A 24,152-nucleotide genomic window follows, 5' to 3' on the forward strand; every position below is an offset into this window, starting at 1 on the left:
CCCGTAGCTGTCACAATATTTATTTGGTAGATGCCTCGCGTTGTGCCTTGCGCCAATAACGAGTCACAGCTTTCAACAGGTGGAGTGAGTGCCCATGGGCCTAATTGTTCAAAAATTTGGCGGTTCGTCAGTTTCAGATGCCGAAGGCATCAAGCGTGTGGCGCGTCGAATTATTGACACCAAGTCCCAGGGCCACGACGTCGTCGTAGTTGTCTCGGCCATGGGCGACACCACCGATGACCTTCTAGATCTGGCAGGCCAGCTCACCGACGATGCGCCAGCACGCGAAATGGACATGCTGCTCTCCGCTGGAGAACGCATCTCCATGTCCCTGCTAGCCATGGCCATTGACCAGTTTGGCGAACAGGCTGCTTCCTTCACCGGATCGCAGGCCGGCGTGATCACCGATTCCACGCACGGCAAGGCCCGCATCATGGAGGTTTCCCCTCAGCGCATTCGCCGCGCCATCGACCGCGGCTTCATCGCGATCGTTGCCGGCTTCCAGGGCATGAGCAAGGAATCGAACAACATCACCACCATGGGCCGTGGCGGCTCGGACACCACCGCAGTGGCTTTGGCTGCCGCTTTGGGCGCCGATGTCTGCGAAATCTACACGGATGTGGACGGCGTCTACACCGCTGATCCGCGTGTAGTTGCTTCGGCGAAAAAGATCGAGAAAATCACCAGCGAAGAAATGCTGGAGATGGCCGCCAGCGGATCCAAGATCCTGCACCTGCGTTGCGTGGAATACGCTCGGCGCTTTGGCGTGCCACTGCATGTGCGCTCTTCATTCAGCACTCACGAGGGCACCTGGGTGCTCCCGAACCCCGACGACAAAATCAAAATTCAAGAGGGAGAACCCTTGGAACAGCCAATCATCTCAGGTGTCGCCCACGACCACTCCGAAGCCAAGGTCACCGTCATCGGCGTGCCTGATATCCCTGGCAAGGCAGCCCAGATCTTCGGCGTGATCGCTGCGGCCCAGGCGAATATCGACATGATCGTCCAGAACATTTCGACCCACGGCTCGGGCAAAACCGACATCTCCTTCACCTTGCCCATGACCGAGACCAAGAACGTGCTTGGCGCATTGAACACCGCCAAGAGCGAGATCGGTTTTGAGGACATCGAGCACAATGACGAGGTCGGCAAGCTTTCGCTGATCGGTGCGGGCATGCGCTCGAACCCGGGCGTTTCCTTCACCTTCTTCGAAGCCCTGCACAACGCAGGAGTGAACGTGGACATGATCTCCACGTCCGAAATCCGCATTTCGGTGGTCACCGATGCCGACAAGCTCAACGATGCGGTGCGTGCTATCCACACCGCATTCGATTTGGACACCGATGTGGAAGCCACCGTCTACGGCGGCACCGGCCGCTAAGACCACGCTCCACTAGAGATCAGGCCTGCGGCACAGCGTATTCCAACCGTCACTGCAACGGCGGCGGGCTAGTATTCGAATATTAAATCTTGCAAACGTCCGGCTGAAATCATCCAGCCGGACGATTTGCGTAAACGCCCACTGAACAATACCGCTTCCTGCTTCAGATTCTCCGAGCCATGCTTGTTCAAATCAGAACCCTCCGTAAAATAACGGCGCAGCAACCCAGTGGTGTCTTCAATAGATACGCGATGCCAAGGACTACGCGCGTCGCAGGACTATAAAATCCAATTCCGTCGCAGCGCTAATTGACTTACGCAACACCATCTCAACATCTGGATCCCAGGACAGAGAACCATGCAATGCGTCAGACAACAGAGTGGAATTTGAAGAGACTGGTCAAGTCATTGGAGGCTTAGCGGCTGTTAGCCCACGGGACGAAAATGCCTGTGAGTCTTTTGGCGCTTGTGTTCCAGCAGATCTTGATTCGCTGATCAATACCTTGCTAAATGGTCACCAAAACGTGACGCGTCGCAGGAGACCCTCAGGCGGAACTAAAGCCCTCTAGGTTCAGAACCCGCGTATCGACGGTGAGACAGCGTTTGCCCTTTGCGCCGCCCACCGGGCCACAGGTATTGCCGACACCATTTGGCTGGTGGATCGCGAGTACCTGATCAAGGATCAGGACACCGCCAAGAGACGTTGTGTGATTGATTTGGCACAAGCCTGTATGGACACTCCAGCATCGGCCAAATGTGAGGGCGGCTATGGATATACTGCGGGGTTCATTGATTCCTACGCCAATTAGGACCAGATCGTCTTCCTGGATCGTATGGATCTGGAGCTTGCAGGACACCTTAACAGGCTCCGAATCTCCTGCCTCTCCAGATATATCTCAGTGGCCCGGTTGAGCTGGTGGGCTGCCGGCGATAAGCGTCAAATCAAAGTTTTCGAAGCGCTGGCCCATGACGTCAGAGTTCAGGATAAACTGCCTACCGCCGAGTGATGGGTCCAGCTATTTACGAACGCTGGAGGAGGATGCCATGAGTGCAATACGCAGTGGTGCCCCCTAATGGCAGGCTTCTACTCGGTGCTCAGGCACTTTCACACGTTGCCTGAGTTGCTTACTGGGCTTTTCTAGGGTTCAGCACCGCGAAGGCTCGGTCGTATCCATCTAGATCTATCATAGTTTCTGCAACGATCCGGAAATCTGGGGCCGTAGTCATTCTTATGACGCAGATGAACAGAATGGCCACAGTTCAAGACTGTGGCCATTCTTAATCATTCAGAAACTCTCGCAGTTTCATCAAATTTGATAGTGACGGTTTGAGCAGATCCATCACTTGTCAGGATATCGAGTTCTTTCACAAGAGTGCCCCAGCGCGCCGTCACTTGGACACTACCCACTGAGCCTAGGGTGATTGACCCTGTTCCATCCGGAGAGGGGATTTTTATTTCTTCGCCATTGACTGTCGCTGACAGTTCCGCGGGAACGTTTGCAGTGAAGCACTCATCTCGCGAGCACACATCCATAACCGCTTCCACTGAGATGGACGACTTTTCTTCGGGGGTTGCACAAGCAGCCAACAATAAAGCAAGTGAAGTTAGCACTATAGTCCGCCCCCATTTGCCTCCTAGCATCGATATGACCCGGCTTGACTTGATTTCTGCCACAGGCTTTTGCTCGTATTCCATGAGATTCCAATTGAAGACTTACCTATACTAAAACCAGTCAACTTCGTGGAGTTCCAAGAGTGGCCATATTTCGCAAATGCTTGAAGGCATTTAGTCGAACTCGTGGTTAGTGTATATGTCAAGGTTCCCTTATAAGTTGGACCGTGCCCGTAAAGGGCACCGTAGCCCCAATCCTGGAATGCCCAACCCGCACCGTAGTGACTGTTCGTTTCCAGCCATCCAGTTTTTCCGCACTTGTTATAGCTGTTGCAACCAACAAAGGAGACCCCCTTATTGGTCACAGCGCGATTGAAAGTAATTGCCAGTCCGTCAGGTCCGCCGATCTGAGCCTGGTTACGTGGGCACTCCGAAAAAGGGGCGTTCTTCCAGTTGTATCGAGCGTACGCATAAATTTTTGTTCCAGACTTCACGATCTGGGGGCGAGAAACATTCATGTCGCCCGCGCTCGACGACGGCTTCGTGACACGGCATCCAATAGCTGCCGGTTGAGCAACGTTAAGAAGTAGCTCGCTAGGTTTTGCCGTCACAGGAATTTTTGGAAGGGTTTCCTCTGGCTCCGAAAGCCCCATCTCTTTCATCTTTTCCGGAGTTAGCTGATCTAAAGTAACCAGCAGTGACAATTCTCTGCGGAAGGCTCCCTCTTCAGAGCCTGTGCGGACGTCTGCATTAAACGGCACAACTGCGCCATTTGACAATGTGATCGTCTTTGGAGGCAGCGTGACGCCGGCTGCAGGGCCCGGTTTAACCGGCGAAGTGATCGAAACAGCCGCCGCATCTTCTAAATTCATAGCTACATCTTGTGCCGCAAATGAAGGCATTGCGACCAAGGTTAGTGACAAAGCTAGTCCGTAGACGAATATCGCTTTTAGTCCTTTCAACAAGTCCACTTTCAATAGGTGGTCTGCTTCGACTTCAGCTCGTAACCGCGAGTGCGAGTGTCGGTTTCAGACTAGAGGCTCGAATAGACAAGTTGAATAATGCGCTCTGTTTTAGAGGCATCGAACTCAATCATAACTAATAATTCCACTTTATATATCCGCGTTATCAAATTGTTACTACGGAGGAAATGACGCCAGAATTTTGGCCGTGACATCCGAAAGCTTACTTCTTCCGTCGACCATGGCCAGTGCAGTCGTCGTCTCGCTGCAGAAAAGCCTGCCGAGCTATATCCTCACGATTCAAAATTTAATGTCCAATCCAACCTACTTCTCAGGCCGACGATACGAAGCTTACGAGAAACCCACTACTATTGGATACTTATGCGATGGCAAAGCATAAGTCATTCGTGGTTTAGAAAGTCTAACGTTAGCTCTGTTGATTGGGAGACCCAGCAAAGTCACCCAACTCGTTCGAATGCTCTCTCGAATTCAGCAATCATGCGGGCCAACTGGACTGACCTCCTAAATCGCTCAGTGCTCTCTAGAGCGACTCATTCAGAATCCATCTGAGCAAGATTCCTGTGTCAGTTGCATGCCATAATTCATAGTTTCGAAGCCCCTCTCTAGAGCCCTCCCACAAGATTGCCAGCACCGCAGGCCTGATCTTTTAATCTGTCACTATCGGCTTATTTTGCCGGTTCCAAGGTCCTGGAATAGACCGTTTCGCCCAGTGCGTTGCGCAGGCTGACGGTAAACATATCCTGCTCATCAAGATCCACATGCCCGAAGAACTGGCTCTTGCCATCGCGCGGGGACTGGTTGGCAATCGTGCCCGCCAAGGCAAAGTCCACCCGCGGCCCGAAGGTTCCATCCATCTCATTGGGACCAAAGGATCCAGTATTGACCGGGCCCGCCACAAACTCCCAGAACTCGTTGAAGTCGCTGAACGCTGCTCGTTCTGGCGAGTAGTGGTGCGCCGCGCAGTAGTGCACATCGGCAGTCAGGAAAACGACGTTCTTGATGCCGCGGTCCTTGATGGCCTTGAGCAGTCGCGCCAATTCAAGTTCGCGGCCCAGCGGGGCACCATGGTCAGCGTTGGAAATGGATTCCTGCGCCTTGCCATCGGGGACGATGATGCCCAGCGGCAGATCATTGAGGATGACTTTCCAGGTGGCCTTGGACTGGCTCAACCCATCAACCAGCCAGTCCAGCTGCTCTTCACCGAGGATCGCGGTTTCCTTGGATTCCTTGCCGTCAGTGTTTTCGGACTTGAAAGTACGCATATCCAATGCGAACAAGTCCAAGGCAGGACCGCGGGAAATCTTGCGGTAGATTCGCGCCGCTTCAAAACCGGTGCCGCCACTCATCGCCCGCGGATCGGCGATGGGCTGGTATTCCTGCCACGCTTGGCGGCCACGGGCCGCCAGGGTATTGACGTCGCGCACGGTGTAGCGCTCATCGGTGATGGTTTCGCCCGGCCACCAGTTGTTGTGGGTTTCATGGTCGTCCCACTGGGCGATGACTGGAACTTCGGCATACATCGCGCGGACATTGGCATCCATCATGTTGTAGCGGTGGCGTCCCCGATATTCCGCCAGAGTTTCAGCGACCTTGGAAACTTCCTCGGTCATCAGGTTGCGCCATATCTGGCCATCCGCTTCTTCGACCTCGGCAAGGATCGGTCCGTCAGCGTAGATCGTGTCACCACTGTGCACAAAGAAGTCAGGCTTGGTGGCATGCATCGCGGCATAGGCGCGCATGCCGCCGATTTCTTCATTGATGCCCCAGCCCTGGCCGGCCGTATCTCCGGACCAGACAAAACTTTGCGCTCGGTCAGCCTCATGGTTGCGGCGACCGGTTCCCGACGGCGCAGTGCTGAACCATCCCTGCTGGGTTTCGCCGAGGGTTCCGTTCTCATCTTCAAAACCGATGCTGACCGAGAATCGTGTTCCGGCTGGCAGATGGGCAGCGTTGATTTTGGCGGTGAAGTCACTGCCCTCGGTAGCCTGGGCACCTCTCAATGTGCGAACAAAGGATCCGCGTCCACGAATAATCTGGCCAGCTCCATCCACGGCACGCAGCTGCGCGCGCACTCGGCCTTCACCAGAACTGCGGGCCCAGAGCACCGCGCTGTTGGTGGAAACGTCGCCCATGGAGAAGCCGCTGGTTAATCCCAAACGCGAACGGACCAAGCGTGGAGCACCAGAGGCCAATGCGGCACCGGTGGGGCCAACGAGGCCCAGGGCTCCTGCGCCCAAGGCACCGGTCAATAAATTTCGTCGCGAAACATTAGTCATGGCACTAACTGTGGTGCGTCAGGCTAGCCAATTTATGGCACCAAGGTGAACACGAAGAAAAACCTGGCAGATTAAGATGCAGGGCTTCCTTGCTGCCTGCTGGCAAGCTGGTTCAATGAGCGATGAACGAGTCATCTCTGGTTCTCCCCCTGCCGGATTCCCGATTCCGGAAGCTGTGCGTGACGTGGCCGGCATCCATGCGGTGAAAGGAGTGTGGCTCAACGCCCTGGGAGGATCCACTTACCGGATTGGGCATGGACCGGACAGCCGCTATGCGAAGTGGTCGCCGGGGCAACCGGTGGACGCGGAGATTGATCTGGAATCCGAGGCCCGCCGCATGAAGTGGGCAGGGAAGTTCATCAACGTGCCGGCAGTGCTTTCAGTTGAGCAGTACCCTGAAGGCCAGCTGCTGCTCACCGCGGCGCTGCCCGGGTACAGCGCCGTGAGCGAACTGGGCAAAAGCAATCCCGAGCGTTCAGCCCACGCCCTCGGCCAAGGACTTCGGCACCTGCACGATCGGCTGCCAGCAAGGCAGTGCCCCTTCAGCTGGGATTTATCCTCACGCATCGCTTCCCTGCCATTAAGCCAGCAATCCGAGCTGCTCGCCGAAGCGCCGCCCCTTGACGCCGTGGTCTGCCACGGCGATGCCTGCCTTCCCAACACGCAGCTGGATGCGAACGGCGGCTTCTTGGGACACGTTGACATGGGCAAATTGGGCATCGCCGACAGGTGGGCAGATCTTGCCATCGCGGCCTGGAGCACCGAATGGAACTACGGTCCCGGCTACGAACATCTGGTATATGCCGGTTACGGAATGGAAGCAAATGAAGAAAAAATCGCCTTCTACCGAAAGATCTGGGACGCCACCTGAATCAGGTTGCCTAGCGTGCCACGTAGCGGTGCTCCGGACGACCGCGGGTCCCGTAGCCCAGCTGGAGTTCCAATGATTCATTGGCCACCAGGGCCGCAAGATAACGCTGGGCCGTGGCTCGCGCAACGCCGACAGCTTCCGCCACTTCGGCCACGCTCATAGGCTCCGAAGCTTCCTTGACACAGTTGAGCACTGCCTGTTCGGTAGGCGCGGCACCGGCCGCCGGAGCAGCCTCTTCACTGCCCTGCAAGGAGCGGAAGAGCCGTTCGACTCCCTGCTGATTGAATTCAGCCGTGCCGCTGAGCTGCCGCCGATAGCGAGCCCACCCCTTGAGCTTGGCGCTGAGTGTTTTTGCGTCGAAAGGCTTGATGATAAATGCCAGTGCCCCGTGCCGAATAGCCTTGGCGATATTCTTCGGCTCGGTGGCAGCCGAAATCATGATGGCGTCCACGTCCAGTTCACGCAGCAGCTCGATGCCGCTGACATGTGGCAGGTACAGGTCCAGGAGCAACAGGTCAGGCTTGAGCGTGGCGACGAGCTTGGGCACCATGCGCGGATCCTGCACTGGCTCCAGGGCTTGGAAACCCGGAATGGAATTGACCATGTCTGCGTGGAGGGCACCCACGCGAAAGTCATCGTCGACGATCATGACCTGGTAGTTTCCATTGGCGCTGTCGCTCATGGCTGCGCTCCTTCATTCTCGTTGTTCTCTGGGGTGGCTGGTTCAACCAGCACCGCTGGCAATCGGGCGGCAAATACCGCGCCTTCTGTTCCGGTGCCCGGATCGGCAATCCAGACGTCCCCGCTGCGGGCTTGGGCCAAGCGCTTGATCAGTGGCAAGCCAACCCCGCGTCCATGTTCATTACCCAGATGGGAACCGGTGCTGACGTCCCGGGCAAAAATGTCCTCGGTGGTGGTGATGCCCGGTCCGGAATCAGCTACAGCAATATGCAATGTGGCTGCTTCGGAGAGCAGATCGATTTCCACCCACGGTTTCCCGTGGCCCCGCAAGGCGGCGGTAAAGGCGTTATCCAGAAGATTGCCGAGCACCGCGGTTGCATCCTGGGCATCATGGGCCGAGGCGATCTGCCCGAAGAGCATCGACTGGCTCGACACCCGCAGTTCGATCCCCTGCTCGTGGGCACGGACCGCCTTGGCCGAGATGAACGCCGATAGGTAGGCGTCCTGGATCGCTTCCAGCCCGGGCACCTGGGCGATTTTCGGCCCGGTTTCCATGACCTCGCGCAGGTAGGCTTCGGCCTGTTCGATTTTTCCCAGGTCAATCAATCCGAGCACCGCGTGCATGCGGTTGGCGAATTCGTGGCGCTGGGCGCGCAGGGCATCTGCCATGTCCTGGACGGCATCCAGCTTGGTGCCCAGCGCCTCGATGGTGGTCACATCGTGCAGCAATACCACCTGGCCAAGGTCGAGCCCGTCGCGATTCACTTCATTCACCCGGGCGATCAGGGAATGGCCGTTGGCTTCCAGGCGCACCGGAGCCCGGTCCCGTTCCTTGATGGCCTTGACCAGGCGCCGGTCCAGGCCAGCGGATTCAAAATGCCTCCCGACCACGTCTTCCAGTTCGGTGCGGTGCGGCAGGCCCAAAAGCAGTCGAGCGGCCTTGTTGCGCACGGTAATCCGCCCGTCGGAACCGATGCCCATGACGCCTTCGGTGACGCCGTAGAGCACTGCCTGCTGGTCACGAACCAGCTGGGCAATTTCGGTCGGTTCAAGTCCCAAAGTCTGGCGTTTCAGCCGGCGCACGGTTACTCGTCCGGCCACAGTGGCCAGCCCGGCAGCCAAGAGCGCAAAGAGCGCAATCCAGCTGAAGGATTCCAGCAGGGCACCGGTCAGCGACTGCGTGGTCACGCCGACCGAAACCTCTCCGATCACCTGGCCCGACGCGCCACGGATGGGGACCTTGGCGCGCACCGATTCACCCAGGGTTCCATGCTCCCTTGACACCGCTTCGATCCCGTCCAGGGCCACCGGGTCGGTGGAAACCATCTGTCCAATTTCGGCGGGATTCGGGTGGCTCAGCCGCAGACCCCGGTCTTCGGTGATCACCACGAAGTACGCTTGCTTCTGCTCAAGTATGGCGTTGGCCAGCTGCTGCAGCTTTCCGTTGGCGAGCTTCTTCTCGTCAAGTTCTTCCATGGCTGCATATCGGGTCACTTCGTCGATGACCTCTGGAAGCACCGCCACGGATCGGGCGATGGTCAGCGAGGTATCTTCGGCGCGCGAAAAAACGCGGTCATAGCTGGAATACAGGGTTCCGGCGGTGACCAGCACGATCAGCACGCCAACGACGAGGAACTGCAAACGCATGATGCGCGATGCGAAATGCCTCGAGCGCGGGCCAGAACGGAACATGCCACCCAGCATAGACGCACTCCCCGGGCAACGCGATTTTAAAGAGCAAAAAGATGGCAATGAACTTAAGCCTTCAATAATCAGCACAAGGGGCGCAACGTGAGCCCCGCCACGTACTTTGAATAGGTGCCCTGAAGTTATTGGGTGACACAACGACGTACACTCACCGAAATGGAGGTCGGGGCAATGCTAGTTGCACTCGGATTCCTCATGGTCGCCACCTTTATGGCGCTGATCATGACCAAACGCATGACGCCACTTTTGGCATTGATTCTCGTCCCAACCATCTTCGGGATCTTCACCGGCGCAGGCTTCGGGCTGGGCGACATGATCATGGACGCCATCAAGGACATGTCCGGCACCGCAGCCCTGCTGATGTTCGCCATCATGTACTTCGGCATCATGATCGATGTTGGACTCTTCGACCGCCTGGTCGCCGGCATCCAGAAACTTGTGGGCAATGACCCGGCAAAGGTCGTTCTGGGCACCTCGCTGCTCACCGCGGTCATCTCCCTGGATGGCGATGGCTCCACCACCTTCATCGTAGTCACCGCGGCCTTGCTGCCGATCTACCAGCGCCTGGGCATGAGCCCAGTGGTGCTGACCTGCGTGGCCGGCTTGACCAACGGCACGCTGAACATCGTCCCTTGGGGCGGTCCAACCGCCCGTGCCGCCGCAGCGCTGCATGTCGATGCCGCAGACGTCTTTGTCCCGATGCTCCCATCGCTGGGTATCGCCCTGGTCGTTATCGGCCTGTTCGCTTGGCAGCTGGGCGTTTCCGAGCGCCGCCGCCTGCAGCGCGAACGCCCCGAACTGTGGGGCACTGAAATGGGTGGCGGCAACATCACCTCGCCATCCGGTGGCAAATCCCCGGCTGGCACCGCGCCTTCCGGCGGCCACTTGGCTGTACTGGAAGCAGTTGCCCGCAAGGGAGATGGCTCGGAACCTGCCACCATGGACGGCACCGTGCTCGACCCGAACCGCGAAACCCTGCGCCCGAAGACTTTCTACTTCAACCTGGTGCTCACCGTAGCCATCATGGTGCTGCTGGTTGTCGACGTGCTGCCGCTGTCCTACCTGTTCATGGTCGGTACCGCGATCGCCTTGGTCGTGAACTTCCCGAAGGTCTCCGACCAGGTGAAGATGATTGCGGGCCACTCCAGCGAAATCATCGCCGTGGTCTCCATGGTTCTTGGCGCAGCGGTTCTCACCGGCGTGCTCTCGGGCACCGGAATGGTTGATGCAATGAGCCAGTGGCTGGTCGCGATCATCCCCGACTCCCTGGGTCCTTCCATGGCGGTAATCACCGGATTGATCTCCATCCCGGCTACCTTCCTCATGAGCAACGACGCCTTCTACTTCGGCATCCTGCCAGTGCTCACCGAAGCCGGCGCGCACTTCGGAGTCCCGGCCGTGGACATGGCTCGTGCCTCGATTACCGGCCAGCCGGTGCACATGCAGTCTCCGCTCGTTCCAGCAATCCTGCTGCTGGTTTCGCTCTCCCGCGTGGACTTGGGCGATCACCACAAGAAGGTTCTGTGGCGCGCGTTGGTGGTAGCCCTGGTCATGCTCGTCTCGGGCGTGCTGCTGGGCGCAATCCACATGGGCTAAGGCCCAAAGGCCTAACGGTCTGTCGTCAGCCGCACCCCGCTGGTCTCGCTTCCGAGACCAGCGGGGTGCGGCGTTTAAGCAGATGGCTGTCGGACTTTGCCGTGCGCCATCGCGCACGGCGCCCGTCCAGCGACAGTGCTACCCAGGGATGCTTCCGGTAGCCCACGCGGGAAGGGCTCGTTTGCTCTTGGGCCCTTCGCAGCAGTTCATCGAGCAGGCGCCGCTGCCCGGCCCCAGCGGCGTGCTGCCGGAAATAACCTGCGATTCCATTTGTTCTCCACGGACCTGCACCGCCCGTTCGATGGCGAGATCCACCAAGCCGCTGGCAAAAATCGGCGAGACGCCAAGGCTTTCAGCTCGCAGAAACGTGAGCCCCTCCTCGCGCGCCGTTTGGGCCGCCTCGGTATCCAGATCGTATTTGACCTCCATATGGTCCGATACGAACCCGAGCGGAACTGCTAGCACCGCCTCGATCCCAGAGCGCGATAGCTCTCGCAAGCGGTCGTTGATATCGGGTTCCAGCCATGGCGTGGCCGGGGACCCTGATCTGGAGCAGTACACGAGCTCCGCGTCCAGCTGTTCCGATTCATTCAGCTGGCCACTGATCCACGCAATCAGCTCCTCGTGCTGCTGTGCGTATCCTGGCGTGAATCGCTGTGAAGATTCCTGCATGGAAGTTGGAATCGAGTGGGTAACGTAGAGGATTTTGTGGCGCTTCCCATCGAGGCTTCCTGCCCTCGTCGCAAGTTCGGCAAGGCCACGGCGCACGCAGTCCAATTGGGCTTTCGCGAATCCCGGATGGTTGTAGTACTGCCTGATCTTGTCGAATTCCACCGATAGCCCTTCGGCCTCCAAGGTGGACACGGCAGCGGCGAAGTCTTCCCGATACTGCCGGCAAGAGGAATATGAGGAATATGCGGAGGTGTCGATGGCCAAGAACTTCCGAGCGCCATGCTCCCGCGCTTGCTTGCGGACCACGTCGGTCAGATACGGGTGCCAGTTGCGGTTTCCCCATAGCAGGGGAACCGTGATCCCGCGAGAGTCGAATTCACGTTGAAGCGCTCGCCACAAGTCCTGGTTTTGCTCGTTGATCGGCGACTTGCCTCCGAACATGTAGTAATGCTCTCCGACCTCTTCCAAGCGCTCGTCCGGAATTCCCCTGCCCCGAGTGACATTTTGCAGAAATGGAAGAACGTCCTCGGGCTTCTCAGGGCCGCCGAAGGACATCAGCACTACGGCGTCGAAAGGTGCGAGGGGATCACTATCTGTCGTTTTCATCTGCTGCTTTCCTTTTTAGCCACTGCTGCGCCGGCAGTATCCTCGCAGGGACCGGCCGCCAACAGCATCATCAGATATATAGCTTAGCAAGTAGTTAGCCAAACTAGATAAATGGTTGCCCGCAGAAATCAGCACATGCCCCCTTCACTGAAAGCCACCGCACTGCGCTCCGGGCCTTCCGCTCGAACAGTCATCGGCTCTTCGCTGATAACGCCTAGCTGACGCCCAAGCTATGGGCCAATTCAGCTTCGATGCGCTCATTGCGGAAGACATGGCCCGCGTCGAGCAGCTTGCGGGGAATAACCCACTGGTCTGCCAGGGCAAGCAACCGGGCGCTCTGAGACCCAAGCAGGACTTTGGGTGCCGCCTCCGGAACTGGAATAAAAGCCGGGCGCTTGAGCGCATGCGCCAGCGCGTTGGTGAATTCAGCGTTGCTCGCCATATGCGGTGCCACGGCATTGACTGGACCAGACAATTGGCCATCCCACAGAGCCCGAAGGTAGATATCCAGCAGATCGTCTAGTCCGATCCACGACAAACGCTGCTGTCCGCTGCCCAGCTTTCCCCCGACGCCGGCGGCGAAAAGAGGACGCAGCACCGCGAGCATGCCGCCTTTGGGCGTGAGCACGACGCCAGTTCTGATTTGGACGCTGCGAAGATCGGGCCCCGCTGCGCGTGCCGCTTCTTCCCAGCCCTGGACCACTTCAACAAGAAAGTCGCCAGATTGGGCTGGCTGGGCATCGGACTCTTCGACGGCCTCTGGACCGGTGCTGGCTCCATAGATCCCTATCGCCGAAGCGCTGACAAATGTGGATACCCCGGATCGCGACGCGAGCAGAGCCAAGGAGCGTGTTGGCCCGATGCGGCTCTTGAGCACGGCCTGCCGGTGCTCTTGCGTGAACCGGCCGAAAATGCTGGCTCCAGCCAGATGGATGACGGCATCGCATCCCTCCAGCAGATCCTCCGCCGGATTATCCGGATCCCAGCGGCGCTCATCTGGCGATGCCGGCGCACGTCTCACCAGCTTGATGACGCGATGGCCACCTGTGGACAAGAAGGCGCACAACGCCTCGCCAACCAGGCCGCTGGATCCAGTCACGGCAATTACCTGAGGAGCCAGCCCGGCTTCAGCCGCGCTGCGGTGGGCGGCAAAATCCGCTGCCAATTGCCGATGGCGATAAGCGAGCATCTGCTCGATCCGGCGCCGCGGCACATTCGATTCGATGCGGTCGCTGACCGTAGTCGCACCTGTTCCCGCAGGCTCAAAAAGGTGCTCATGCTTCCACTTGATCGCCCGGGTCGGCAAGCCGCGAAGGCCTTCGGGCTCCAGCTGGTCGACAAATCGGCGATTTTCGGAGAACTTGAGGGGCTGGTGTTTCGCAATCCACCTCAAACCGCCGGGAATTCCCAACACGGCAGTCCCATCCTCAAGTGACGCCGCCTCGCGAATGGGTTTCAGAGGCAGCCAAGGGGGAAGAAGGCGGACAATGGCACCTGGCCGGGAGAACCAATCGAAGACAGCGGAAGGATCTGCCGGCAGCTGGCTGGAACGTTCAATGATCATGCGCTCATCATAGGATTCATTTTCCGGCCTGCCCCAGCACAGGCCTCGGCAGCACGGGATACTCCCAGCTTTCCTCCGGGCCGGCTGCATGATGCCGCACCACGTACGCGGCCAAGCTGGCGGTTTTCAGAAACGCCCCGCAGGACGCGTAGCGATTCGAGAACTCCTGCTTTCCTTCAGTCTTCTGGCCAGCACCTACAGTATCAACTCGTCCTCACTGGGCATCGCCATGCCCTTGCCCGTCCGGCTCGTCCCCTCAATGGCCCAGCCTCGCAGGGCTACCCGGCAAGGGGCCCGTACGTGGCGCGGCCCTTAGCCCTTGAACCACATTGGGAGAAAGTCCTGCGGGGGATCTTCGCCAACGCGCCCATCGATCGCTTCTCGGATCAGATCCGAATGGCCGGTATGCCGTCCATACTCTTCAATCAGGTCGCAGATAATCCTGCGCACCGAGGGTTGTTGCCCCTCGAATTCCAGCCCCGAGGCAGTATCCAGCGTGCCATCGTCAATAATCTGCTGCTGGATCTGCCGGCTCTTTGCTACCGCCTTGTCGTAGCGTTCATACAGTGCCCGAGGGTCTTCATCGTCTTGGACGATAAAAGGATTCTTGTCCTGCTCCAGGAATTCGAGCAAAACCTCTGGGCGCTCGCGCGCAATGAAATAGCTGAATTTCTCGTCTTCCACGGTCGCCAGATGCTGCAGCAATCCGCCCACGCTCAGCTCGCTGCTGGGCAGCCGGGCTTTGAGCTGCTCCAGGTTCAAGCCATCGGCTTTGTAGCGAAAAGTGGCTCGAAGGCGATCAAGCATGGCGAACAGATGTTCCTGTTCGCTGGCGAAGATTGGTGGTTCCCAGATGGGAAAGTCAGCCATGTCTAGCTCCTGAGCGATGAGATGTGAGTTGAGGTACCAAAGTGGTCTGTTGGGCGGATGAATTGAATAATGAGAAGTATGCCCGTTACCGCCGCCGTTTTGGAAGCCTCCCAGTGGATGCCCCTGGCCCACAGCCATGAGGCTCGTGCGCGCGCCTTCGGAGAACCTTTTGTCGAACGCCGCATGACCGGTCGGAAGCATCCCATAGAGGATTTTCTTTTCACCTACTACACGCAAAAGCCGGGCCAGCTCTATCGCTGGCACCCGGGGCTGAATGTTGTGCTCACCGGCGAAGAGGCCCAAGAGCGGGCGACGTGGAAGTTCTATCGCGCGGTGGAAACCGGTCAGGGCACTGGATATGAATTTGATGTCCAGGCCTTCGCCCAGGCGCGAGCTCGCGCCATAGAATTTGCCCGCGTGATCTTGGCCGGGACTTCACAGCGGCCGGGGAATTTCGCCTGCTTCGGTCTGCATGAATGGGCGATGGCGTATAAATCGGAAGACAACGGAATTCGGCATGAGTACCTGCCCTTGCGGCTCGGGGCCAAGGGAACCGACGCAGTAGTGGAGTCCGAGAAGATCCGGTGCACGCACTTTGACGCCTTCCGCTTTTACACGCCGCAGGCTATTGAGCTCAATGAACTGCAGCCCACCCGCGAAACACAGCGCGATCTGGAACAGCCCGGTTGCTTGCATGCCAACATGGACCTCTACAAGTGGGCGTACAAGCTGTCCCCTGCTGTCCCCAGCAGCTTGGTGATGGATTGCTTCGAACTCGCATGGGATATCCGCACCATGGACATGCAGGCCTCGCCCTATGATTTGGCCGATTGGGGCCACGAACCCATTCGGATTGAGACTCCCTCCGGCAAAGCCGAATACATCCGGAGGCAAAAGGGTTTTGCGTCGCGAGCAGATCACTTGCGCCTCAAGCTGCTGGAGGTTGCCAACAACCTGCAGCTTGCACCAAAAGACTAGTATTCAGCCACGGCACAACGCACAATGTCCCTGTGGGCATCACTGATATTCATCGACGGGCAGTGTCCGGCAGCTGCGTCTTGCTGCTGGCATTTGCTGTGTCCTCCTGCGAGGCGCAACGCCCGGCACCCTCGGAGATAAAACTGGAAATCATTATCAAGGCAGATGGCACTAAAGTGTCCGCGCAGTACACTTTGGAATGCTCTGGCGAACAAGCAATGGATTCCAGCACCTTGCCCAATGCCGCCGCTGCCTGCGCAAGGCTGAACCAGCAGCCAAGCCTTGCAGCACCATCTCTGGATCCGGCGACCGCGTGCACGGAAATCTACGGTGGACCGCAGCGCGCCGAGGTCTCTGGAACGGTCAACGGACAGCCAATCGACAGTGAATTCTCCCGCTCTAATGGCTGTTTCATAAGCCAGTGGGAGGATGCGGAATTCCTTTTCAATTCCGGACTTTGAGAGCAACAATCATCAATTTAGTTGGGTAAATCAACTACTATTAGAAGACTATGGATTTTTTCCTGCTGATCATCGGATTGTTATTCGCCACTATTCTGATCGTTGGCATCGGCGAGCGCATTAAGTTGCCGTACCCGATCCTGATGCTCATTTTCGCGACGCTGGCGGGCTTTCTCCCGTTCATGCCCGAAATGCATATCGATCCAGAATTGATCCTGCCAATTTTCTTGCCGCCGCTGCTTTTTGCTACAGCGCAGCGAAGCAGTTGGTCAGTGTTCCGTTTCCGATGGAAAGCCCTGATCCGCCTAGCAGTGGTCCTCATCGTGGTCACTGCAGGCACCGTTGCCGCCACGGCGTTGGCCTTCTCCCCCATCGTCTCCATCCCCTTGGCACTGGCCCTTGGCGCTATTGTCGCGCCGCCTGACCCGGTAGCGGTGGATGCCATCGCCACCAAGGTGAACATGCCACGGCGGTTGACCTCGCTGCTGGAAACCGAAGGGCTGTTCAACGATGCCATGGCCATCGTGATCTTCCAGCTGGCCGTCCAGGCAACTGTCAACGATTCAGAAGTCGGCTTGGAGATCGTCCCGCAGTTCCTCATCGGCGCCGCAGGCGCCGTGGTCCTGGGCCTGGCCATGGGCTGGGTCATCGGTGCGCTGAACCGCTTCGTCCCCAATCTTGCCGCCCGTTGCGCAGCCACCCTCGTGGCTCCATACGCGGTGTACATGCTCGCCGAGGAAGTCCATGTTTCCGGCGTGATCGCGGTGGTGGTCACCGCCCTTGAAATGGTCCGGCGCGACCGCCCCCAGGACTCTGCGGAACGCTTGACCCGCCAGGCCTTCTGGGAAGTGCTCGAGCTGCTGGCTACCGGCCTGGCCTTCGGCCTCATGGGCATCGAAATGAATCAGGTGATCCAGGAAGAAGGAAGCAACCTGATTGGCTACATTCCTGGCATTGCGGCAATCTGCTTTGTGGTCATCGCGGTACGTGCCCTGTGGATGCTGGCGACCTATTACCTGCCCAACCGCACCAAGACCAAGATTCCTGCCCGCAAGGACGCATTGGTTCTGACCTGGTGCGGCATGCGCGGACTGGCCACGCTGGCTTTGGCCTTGGCACTGCCTCATGCCACTGCCGATGGCACGGTAATTGAAGAGCGCAACTTCGTCGTGGTGGCCGCGTGCTCGGTGCTGCTGTGCACCTTGGTGCTGCCGGGCCTGACCTTGCCGTCCTTGATGCGCGTCCTGAAGCTGCGCAACAACGAGCAGGATACCAAGCGTGCCCGTCGCGCGCTGGCCCGTCGCGCCGAAGCTGTTGCGATGTCCGCGCTGCGCAACAACGTTGACCTGCAGGAGCTTCCGGAGAATTACCAGCAGGCGGTTCGGCGTCGCATGAATTCCCTGCACTCGATCCTGGCCAGGGATCCAGACCCGCACGATGCCATTTCCGACGAGAAGTACACCCAGATTCGCGCCGTGATCGCCAAAGCCGATTCGATTCAGGCTATCGCCTTGGAGGCGGCCCGCGATGAGCTGCTCAAGGCCCGGCGCGAACCGAACATCGATCCGCATCTGGTGGATGAGATTGTCGTGCGGCTGGACCGGCGTACCGCAACCCTGGACCGCTAGGAGGCTTTGCGCTCCAGCTTCACGATGACCTCATAGTGGTCGGTCTGCGGGAACATGTCCATGACGCGCGCCAGCTGTGGCGTGTAGTTCCCCATGCGTTCCAGATCGCGGGCCAGGGACTTGGCATCGCAGCTGGAGTAGATCACATGCTGGATATCCGAACCGTTCAGCCACGTCGCCAGCTCGGCCGAGATTCCGCGTCGCGGTGGATTCACAATCACCGCGTCCGGAGCCCAGCCTGCGTTCAGTGCATACTCGGTGGCATCCTGGGCGACAAAGTGGGTGTCGCCCAGCCTCAGGGAATCGGCGCTGGTCTTGGCCGCGGCCACCGCCTCGGTGCTGGTTTCAATGCCGTAGACGGCGCGGCCCTCGCCGGCGCAGTGCAGTGCGAACCCACCGACCCCGCTGTACAGATCCCAGACGCTCTCGGGATCGATATCATCGATCCACTGTCGCGCTTGGCGATACAAGGCAGCGGCAATTTCGGTATTGGTCTGGAAGAAGCCCTGCGGGCGAAGGTGCATTGGCACACCGTTCAGCCCGAATTCCAAAGTGGTGCGGCGGGTCAGGATGATCTCTTCCTCGCCCTCCAGCACGGCCTTGTGTTCCGGCAGGAAATTCACCGAAACGACGCTGTGGCGCGGCAGCTGCTCAAGGAACTGCGGAAGTGAATCGCGCAGAGCCACGAAGTGCTTTTTAGTGCGCAGCACCCATCGCACCATCACGGATCCGGTGTCCGACAAAGTGAGGATCACATGCTTGAGCTCGCCTTTGCGCTGCGGAACGCTATAGGGCACGAGCTTCAGCTCTTTGATGAAGTTCTCGATGACCGGGAACAGCGAACGCAATGCCGGCGCGATAACCCCGCAATTGCGCAGGTCTATGCCATGCCCATCGGCGTCAAGAATGCCGATGGTGGGTTGCGCGGTTGTACCGGAAATCACCATTTTCGCCTTGTTGCGAAAACCTTGTTCGCTGCTGGCTTGGGCCGGAAGGAATTTGAGCGAGTCGAAGCCGGAAAGCAGGTGCTGGCAGTCCGCTACTTTTGCTTGCAATTGCTGGGCATAGGGAACCGTCATTTGGGTACACGAACGGCAGCGGGAGGCTGAAAAGTAGAGGCATTCCATGATGCTTATAATTTTAGCGAAGTTCTTCAATTCCGAACGCCAAGAATTCTTGGCGCTGATTGACCGCAAATTTTCAGCTTCGAGCGCTAAGCTCGCATTTGAAAACAGAAGCCTACAAGCTAAGTCCCCAGCCAGCTGCGACAGCCGCGGGGGATCGGGTGTTTAAACCGCGAAAGGACAGATGGCACTTCGAACCGGGCTCTCCACGCACCGTCGTGGCATCGCTTTAATTGCACTTCCGCTGGCCGCGGCCATTGGGGCCTGCACTAGTTGCGCAGCTTCATCGCCCCAGGCCCTTGAAGCTCCGAGCAGCAGCCCCGCGGCAAGTGCTACGCCCAAGGCCACATCCTCGGCTGTACGAGAAACCGCTGTCCCGCAGGCTTCGACCACGTCGGTGCCTAGTGCCAAATCCTCGGCACCGGTAAAGTCCACCCCAGCGCAAAGCAGCTCGCCGGCGCCTAGCAGCGCCAGCAGCACCCCGAGCGCCGCAAGTTCGCAGTCCACGCTATCGCCTTTGGCCTCAGGGGCTGCCTCCGGCGCCTCGCTGAAAGCGATGACCCCAGCCTCCCCGACCCTGCCTGCTGCCGCACGCAAGCTCTACGCCGCTATTGATTCCGGCAATCTCGACGCCGTGAAGAAGTCATTGAAGGCCGGTGCCGATCTGAACGTCAAGGACGATGCCGGGCGCACCCCGCTCATGCGTGCGGTCATCGTCAAGGATGAGCTGATCGCCAAGGCCCTGCTCGATGCCGGGGCTAATCCGAACGTCAAGGATGAGTACCAGGAATCACCATTCCTGCGCGCCAGCGCCAATGGCTTGACCGGCGCCCTGCAAGCTTTCATCAATAGCGGGGCCAATGTGCACGAGGTCAGCCGCATGGGCGGAACCGCTTTGACTGTCGCCAGCGAAAACAGCCAAGTTGCCGCCGTTCGCATCCTGTTGCACACCGATATCGACATCGATCACGTCAATGATCTGGGCTGGACGGCCCTGCATGAGACCATCGTGCTCGGACAGGGCACCAACAGCTCGGTGAATATCGCCCAGATGCTCATCACCAATGGCGCGAATCCACGGTTGAAAGACCGCACCGGTGCCGATGCCTTCAAGCTGGCCCGCGAACGCCAGCAGACGCAGATGCTGAACATGCTTCAGTCGGCCAGCAACCGCTAATCCCTACAGGGCGTCAAGGTAGAACCACGCCCCGTTTTCGCGCACGAACGTGCTGACTTCATGCTGCTGCGCTTCTCGTTGGCCTTCGAGATAGTGCGCCGCAAACTCCACCACGCCACGGCTCGCTTCCGCGCCACCGCTGCGCGTTGTGATGATTTCCAGCCCCGTCCAGCGCATCTGCGGATCAAGTTCCAATTCCTGGGGGCGCGTGCTTTCATGCCAAGTCGCCAGCAAATACGGCGCCAAGCCCGCTACGAAGGCGCTATACCGTGAGCGCATCAGCTGCTCAGCGGTTTCAGGCAACGCGGATCCATCCGCCCGCCCGTCATGAAAGCGTTGGCAGCACTCTTGGTAGCTGAGCTTGAGCGAGTCCAGTTCCCGGCAATAACACGTCGTCTGACTAGAGTTTTTCACGCTTTCAGAATACGCGCATGGAACCATCTTGCACCCCGTGAGCCAAAGATCACATGGCTTTTATCCAGCGATATCGGGTGCTATGGCACACAGGCACATCTGCCCCGTTACATTCACGGGTAGACTATGAGGGCAAGCTCGCGGAGCGCCAAATCCCCCTGGTGTGAGACGGCATCTCCGTGTGGCATTTAACTTAACCTCGCCAACAGGAGATATGCCGGATGCCCCGCATCGTTGTAGATGTCATGCTCAAGCCAGAAATCCTTGACCCTCAGGGCAAGGCCATCGCGGGAGCACTTCCCCGCCTAGGCTTCACCTCCTTCGAAGCTGTCCGCCAGGGCAAGCGCTTTGAACTTTCCGTGGACGGCGAGGTGACCGAAGAAATCCTCGCCCAGGCGCGCGAGGCAGCAGAAACCCTGCTCTCCAACCCGGTGATCGAAGATGTCGTCAACGTCGAGGTAGTCGAAGACTAATGAGCACCGAACTCCCCCTGATTGGCGACTACTCAACGCCAAGCACCGAACTTTCCGGAGCACGCATCGGCGTGGTGACCTTCCCGGGCACCCTCGATGACCGTGATGCCGCTCGTGCCGTGCGCGCCGCTGGTGCCGAGGCCGTGTCCCTGTGGCACGCCGACACCGATCTGCAGGACGTTGACGCCGTGGTGATCCCCGGCGGCTTCTCCTACGGCGACTACCTGCGTGCCGGCGCGATCTCGCGCTTCGCACCGATGATGGCCAAGATCGCGGACGCCGCGAACTCCGAGGCCAAGCTGCCGGTACTGGGCATTTGCAACGGCTTCCAGATCCTCACCGAGTCGCACCTGCTGCCCGGTTCGATGATCAAGAACGACCACCTGAAGTTCATCTGCCGCGACCAGCTGCTGCGCGTGGAGAACAACCAGACCGCATGGACCAATGGTTTTGAGGCTGGCCAGGAAATCACCATCGTGCTCAAGAACCAGGACGGCCAGTACGTGGCCGACGAGAAGGTGCTGGACGAGCTCGAAGCGGAAAACCGCATTGCGTTCTCCTACGTGGGCTGGAACCCGAACGGTTCGCGCCGCTCGATCGCCGGCATCAGCAACAAGGCTGGCAACGTGGTGGGCCTCATGCCGCACCCGGAGCACGCCATTGAGGTCGGCTTTGGCCCGGACGCCCGCGGCACCGACGGCCTGACCTTCTTCACCAGTGTTCTGACCCACCTTGTTGGAGGAAAAAAGTGAGCCAGGAAGTCACCAAGGAATTCAACATCGATACCGTTGAAAACGCCGCTGGCACCCCGGATGTAGAACTGCCCTGGGCAGAGCTGGGCCTGAAGGACAACGAGTTTGCCGAGATCGTCAAGATCCTGGGCCGTCGTCCGACCGCCGCGGAATTGGCCATGTACTCGGTGATGTGGTCCGAGCACTGCTCGTACAAGTCCACCAAGAACCACCTGCGCCAGTTCGGCCAGAAGGTCACGGACGAGATGAAGAAGGACCTGATGGTCGGCATCGGCGAAAACGCCGGTGTCACCGACCTGGGCGACGGCTGGGCCGTGACCTTCAAGATCGAGTCGCACAACTCCCCTTCCTATGTCGAGCCATACCAGGGTGCCGCTACCGGCATCGGCGGCATCGTGCGCGACATCATCTCCATGGGTGCCCGCCCGATCGCCGTGATGGATCCGCTGCGCTTCGGTGCCATCGACCATGAGGACTCGCAGCGCGTGGTGCACGGCGTGGTCTCCGGCATCGGCGGCTACGGCAACTCGCTGGGCCTGCCGAACATCGGCGGCGAAACCGTGTTCGACCCGATCTACCAGGGCAACCCGCTGGTCAACGCGCTGGCTGTCGGCGCGCTGCGCCACGAGGACCTGCGCCTGGCCAACGCCTCGGGCGTGGGCAACAAGGTCGTGCTCTTCGGTGCGCGCACAGGTGGCGACGGCATCGGCGGCGCCTCGGTGCTGGCCAGCGAGTCCTTCGATGACACCAAGCCATCCAAGCGACCTGCTGTCCAGGTCGGCGACCCGTTCGCCGAGAAGGTGCTCATCGAGTGCTGCCTGGAGCTGTTCAAGGCCTCGCTGGTCGAGGGCATCCAGGACCTGGGCGCCGCGGGCATCTCCTGCGCCACCTCCGAGCTGGCATCCAACGGCGAAGGCGGCATGCAGGTCGAGCTGACCGACGTGCTGCTGCGCGACTCCACCCTGACCCCGGGCGAAATCCTGATGTCGGAGTCCCAGGAACGCATGATGGCTGTGGTCACCCCCGAGAACGTTGAGGCGTTCGAGGCCGTGATGGCCAAGTGGAACGTGGAGTACTCCTGGCTGGGCGAGGTGACCGACACCGACCGGTTGATCATCACCTGGAAGGGCGAAGTCATCGTGGACGTGGACCCGAAGACTGTCGCCCACGACGGCCCGGTCTACGACCGCCCGTACGCCCGTCCCGAGTGGCAGGACGCGCTGCAGGCCGACACCTTCAAGTCCTCCCAGGCCGGCAAGAACCTGCCAGCCACCGGCGAGGAGCTGAAGGCTGCCGTTCTGGAGCTGATTGCCAGCCCGAACATGTGCGACAAGTCCTGGATCACCAACCAGTACGACCGCTACGTTGGCGGCAACACCGCGCTGGCTTCCCCGGATGATTCCGGCGTGGTCCGCATCGACGAGTCCACCGGCCTGGGCGTTGCCATTGCTACCGATGCCAACGGCCGCTACACCTACCTGGACCCGTACGCCGGCGCCCAGCTGGCACTGGCCGAGTCCTACCGCAACGTCGCCACCTCGGGTGCTATCCCAGCGGCTGTCTCGGACTGCCTGAACTACGGTTCCCCCGAGGACTCGGATGTCATGTGGCAGCTGGCCGAGGGCATCCGCGGCCTGTCCGACGCCTGCATGGAGCTCGGAGTTCCGGTGACCGGCGGCAACGTCTCGCTGTACAACCAGACCGGTGACAAGGCCATCCACCCGACCCCAGTGGTGGCCACCTTGGGCAAGTTCGACGACGTCGCCCGCCGCACCCCTTCGGGCTGGCGCGAAGAGGCCGACGGCCAAGCGATCTACCTGATCGGTTCCACCAAGGATGAGCTCGATGGCTCCGAGTTCGCCAACCTGCGCGGCCACCTCGGCGGTCTTCCGCCCAAGGTTGACCTGGCAGCGGAAAAGGAACTGGGCGCGATCCTGATCAATGCCAGCCGCGATGGCATGATCGATTCGGCTCACGACCTGTCCGAAGGCGGCCTGGCTGCTGCCCTGTCCGAGATGGTTCTGCGCTTCGGCGTCGGCGCTCGTGTGGCACTGGACGAGATCAAGGATCGTGACGGCATTGATTCCTTCACCGCCCTGTTCTCCGAAACCCAGGCTCGTGCCGTGGTTGCAGTTCCACGCAGCGAAGAGGTTCGCTTCAACGACATGACCAGCGCTCGCGGTGTCACCGTGGCCCGCCTGGGCATTGTTGATGCACAGTCCGGTTCCCTGGAAGTTCAAGGCGAATTCACCGTATCGGTGGACGAGCTTCGCGAGGCTAGCGAAGGCACCATGAAGAAGTACTTCGGCTAGGCCTTGGCCCACGCC

General features: G+C 59.4%; 20 protein-coding genes. 10 read left to right on the forward strand and 10 right to left on the reverse strand.

All coding sequences use genetic code 11. The features are described 5' to 3' along the window. Window positions 1–94: 94 nt before the first annotated feature. Window positions 95–1,381, forward strand: coding sequence for an aspartate kinase (locus tag H6F58_RS09045; RefSeq protein ID WP_060700467.1), 1,287 nt, complete (start codon window positions 95–97; stop codon window positions 1,379–1,381). A gap of 1,634 nt (window positions 1,382–3,015) precedes the next feature. Here the strand turns inward: H6F58_RS09045 and H6F58_RS09050 are convergent. Together H6F58_RS09050 and H6F58_RS09055 are read right to left on the reverse strand one after the other, a co-directional pair. Beyond that, the gene (locus tag H6F58_RS09050) at window positions 3,016–3,969 is read right to left on the reverse strand and encodes a hypothetical protein (protein WP_195181604.1); all 954 of its coding nucleotides are present in this window, start codon (window positions 3,967–3,969) and stop codon (window positions 3,016–3,018) included. A gap of 671 nt (window positions 3,970–4,640) precedes the next feature. Further along, window positions 4,641–6,251 carry an alkaline phosphatase D family protein gene (locus tag H6F58_RS09055; RefSeq protein ID WP_195181605.1) on the reverse strand — a complete coding sequence of 537 codons (1,611 nt, stop codon included), beginning with the start codon at window positions 6,249–6,251 and terminating at the stop codon, window positions 4,641–4,643. A gap of 115 nt (window positions 6,252–6,366) precedes the next feature. Between H6F58_RS09055 and H6F58_RS09060 the strand changes: the two genes are divergently transcribed. Then, on the forward strand, window positions 6,367–7,122 hold the full coding sequence (locus H6F58_RS09060) for an aminoglycoside 3'-phosphotransferase (protein WP_244652499.1): 756 nt from the start codon (window positions 6,367–6,369) through the stop codon (window positions 7,120–7,122). Between the two features lie 10 nt (window positions 7,123–7,132). On the opposite strand, the gene H6F58_RS09065 is transcribed toward H6F58_RS09060, so the two are convergent. Together H6F58_RS09065 and H6F58_RS09070 are read right to left on the reverse strand one after the other, a co-directional pair. Continuing rightward, entirely contained in the window at window positions 7,133–7,804 is a 672-nt protein-coding gene (locus tag H6F58_RS09065; RefSeq protein ID WP_195181606.1) for a response regulator, read from the reverse strand. Beyond that, window positions 7,801–9,495, reverse strand: coding sequence for an ATP-binding protein (locus H6F58_RS09070; RefSeq protein WP_146277529.1), 1,695 nt, complete (start codon window positions 9,493–9,495; stop codon window positions 7,801–7,803). The genes H6F58_RS09065 and H6F58_RS09070 overlap by 4 nt, the downstream gene beginning before the upstream one ends. 186 nt (window positions 9,496–9,681) lie before the next feature. Between H6F58_RS09070 and H6F58_RS09075 the strand changes: the two genes are divergently transcribed. After that, window positions 9,682–11,106, forward strand: coding sequence for an SLC13 family permease (locus H6F58_RS09075; RefSeq protein ID WP_171919970.1), 1,425 nt, complete (start codon window positions 9,682–9,684; stop codon window positions 11,104–11,106). Window positions 11,107–11,244: 138 nt separating this feature from the next. On the opposite strand, the gene H6F58_RS09080 is transcribed toward H6F58_RS09075, so the two are convergent. The 3 genes from H6F58_RS09080 to H6F58_RS09090 all read right to left on the reverse strand — a co-directional run bounded on the left by H6F58_RS09080 (window position 11,245) and on the right by H6F58_RS09090 (window position 14,818). Next, window positions 11,245–12,384, reverse strand: a complete 1,140-nt coding sequence (locus H6F58_RS09080; RefSeq protein WP_171919969.1) for a ferrochelatase — start codon at window positions 12,382–12,384, stop codon at window positions 11,245–11,247. Window positions 12,385–12,598: 214 nt separating this feature from the next. Beyond that, complete coding sequence (locus tag H6F58_RS09085) at window positions 12,599–13,948, reverse strand: TIGR01777 family oxidoreductase (protein ID WP_195181607.1); 1,350 nt, start codon at window positions 13,946–13,948, stop codon at window positions 12,599–12,601. A gap of 312 nt (window positions 13,949–14,260) precedes the next feature. Continuing rightward, window positions 14,261–14,818: a DUF664 domain-containing protein gene (locus H6F58_RS09090; RefSeq protein WP_171919636.1), complete on the reverse strand. Its 558-nt coding sequence runs from the start codon at window positions 14,816–14,818 to the stop codon at window positions 14,261–14,263. A gap of 78 nt (window positions 14,819–14,896) precedes the next feature. On the opposite strand from H6F58_RS09090, the gene H6F58_RS09095 reads away from it, so the two are divergent. The 3 genes from H6F58_RS09095 (at window position 14,897) to H6F58_RS09105 (ending at window position 17,885) form a co-directional block, all read left to right on the forward strand. After that, window positions 14,897–15,796, forward strand: coding sequence for a hypothetical protein (locus H6F58_RS09095; RefSeq protein ID WP_060700458.1), 900 nt, complete (start codon window positions 14,897–14,899; stop codon window positions 15,794–15,796). 80 nt (window positions 15,797–15,876) lie between these two features. After that, window positions 15,877–16,257, forward strand: coding sequence for a subtilase-type protease inhibitor (locus tag H6F58_RS09100; RefSeq protein WP_194943748.1), 381 nt, complete (start codon window positions 15,877–15,879; stop codon window positions 16,255–16,257). Window positions 16,258–16,307: 50 nt separating this feature from the next. Continuing rightward, complete coding sequence (locus H6F58_RS09105) at window positions 16,308–17,885, forward strand: sodium:proton antiporter (protein WP_060700456.1); 1,578 nt, start codon at window positions 16,308–16,310, stop codon at window positions 17,883–17,885. Here the strand turns inward: H6F58_RS09105 and H6F58_RS09110 are convergent. Together H6F58_RS09110 and H6F58_RS09115 are read right to left on the reverse strand one after the other, a co-directional pair. Continuing rightward, window positions 17,882–19,012 carry a methyltransferase domain-containing protein gene (locus H6F58_RS09110; RefSeq protein ID WP_171919635.1) on the reverse strand — a complete coding sequence of 377 codons (1,131 nt, stop codon included), beginning with the start codon at window positions 19,010–19,012 and terminating at the stop codon, window positions 17,882–17,884. The genes H6F58_RS09105 and H6F58_RS09110 overlap by 4 nt on opposite strands. Before the next feature lie 162 nt (window positions 19,013–19,174). Then, complete coding sequence (locus tag H6F58_RS09115) at window positions 19,175–19,516, reverse strand: hypothetical protein (protein WP_171919634.1); 342 nt, start codon at window positions 19,514–19,516, stop codon at window positions 19,175–19,177. A gap of 10 nt (window positions 19,517–19,526) precedes the next feature. On the opposite strand from H6F58_RS09115, the gene H6F58_RS09120 reads away from it, so the two are divergent. Beyond that, on the forward strand, window positions 19,527–20,186 hold the full coding sequence (locus tag H6F58_RS09120; protein ID WP_171919633.1) for an ankyrin repeat domain-containing protein: 660 nt from the start codon (window positions 19,527–19,529) through the stop codon (window positions 20,184–20,186). A gap of 3 nt (window positions 20,187–20,189) precedes the next feature. On the opposite strand, the gene H6F58_RS09125 is transcribed toward H6F58_RS09120, so the two are convergent. Further along, the gene (locus tag H6F58_RS09125; protein ID WP_244652500.1) at window positions 20,190–20,489 is read right to left on the reverse strand and encodes a YchJ family metal-binding protein; all 300 of its coding nucleotides are present in this window, start codon (window positions 20,487–20,489) and stop codon (window positions 20,190–20,192) included. A gap of 332 nt (window positions 20,490–20,821) precedes the next feature. Between H6F58_RS09125 and purS the strand changes: the two genes are divergently transcribed. Genes purS through purL form a run of 3 tightly spaced genes read left to right on the forward strand, consistent with a single transcriptional unit; the run spans window position 20,822 to window position 24,137 of the window. Next, window positions 20,822–21,073, forward strand: coding sequence for a phosphoribosylformylglycinamidine synthase subunit PurS (gene purS, locus H6F58_RS09130; RefSeq protein WP_038991933.1), 252 nt, complete (start codon window positions 20,822–20,824; stop codon window positions 21,071–21,073). Continuing rightward, complete coding sequence (gene purQ, locus H6F58_RS09135) at window positions 21,073–21,825, forward strand: phosphoribosylformylglycinamidine synthase subunit PurQ (RefSeq protein ID WP_060700452.1); 753 nt, start codon at window positions 21,073–21,075, stop codon at window positions 21,823–21,825. The genes purS and purQ overlap by 1 nt, the downstream gene beginning before the upstream one ends. After that, complete coding sequence (purL, locus tag H6F58_RS09140; protein WP_195181608.1) at window positions 21,822–24,137, forward strand: phosphoribosylformylglycinamidine synthase subunit PurL; 2,316 nt, start codon at window positions 21,822–21,824, stop codon at window positions 24,135–24,137. The genes purQ and purL overlap by 4 nt, the downstream gene beginning before the upstream one ends. The last annotated feature ends 15 nt before the right edge of the window (window positions 24,138–24,152 follow it).

This window comes from Glutamicibacter sp. FBE19 (assembly GCF_015524875.1).
Lineage (GTDB): Bacteria > Actinomycetota > Actinomycetes > Actinomycetales > Micrococcaceae > Glutamicibacter > Glutamicibacter halophytocola.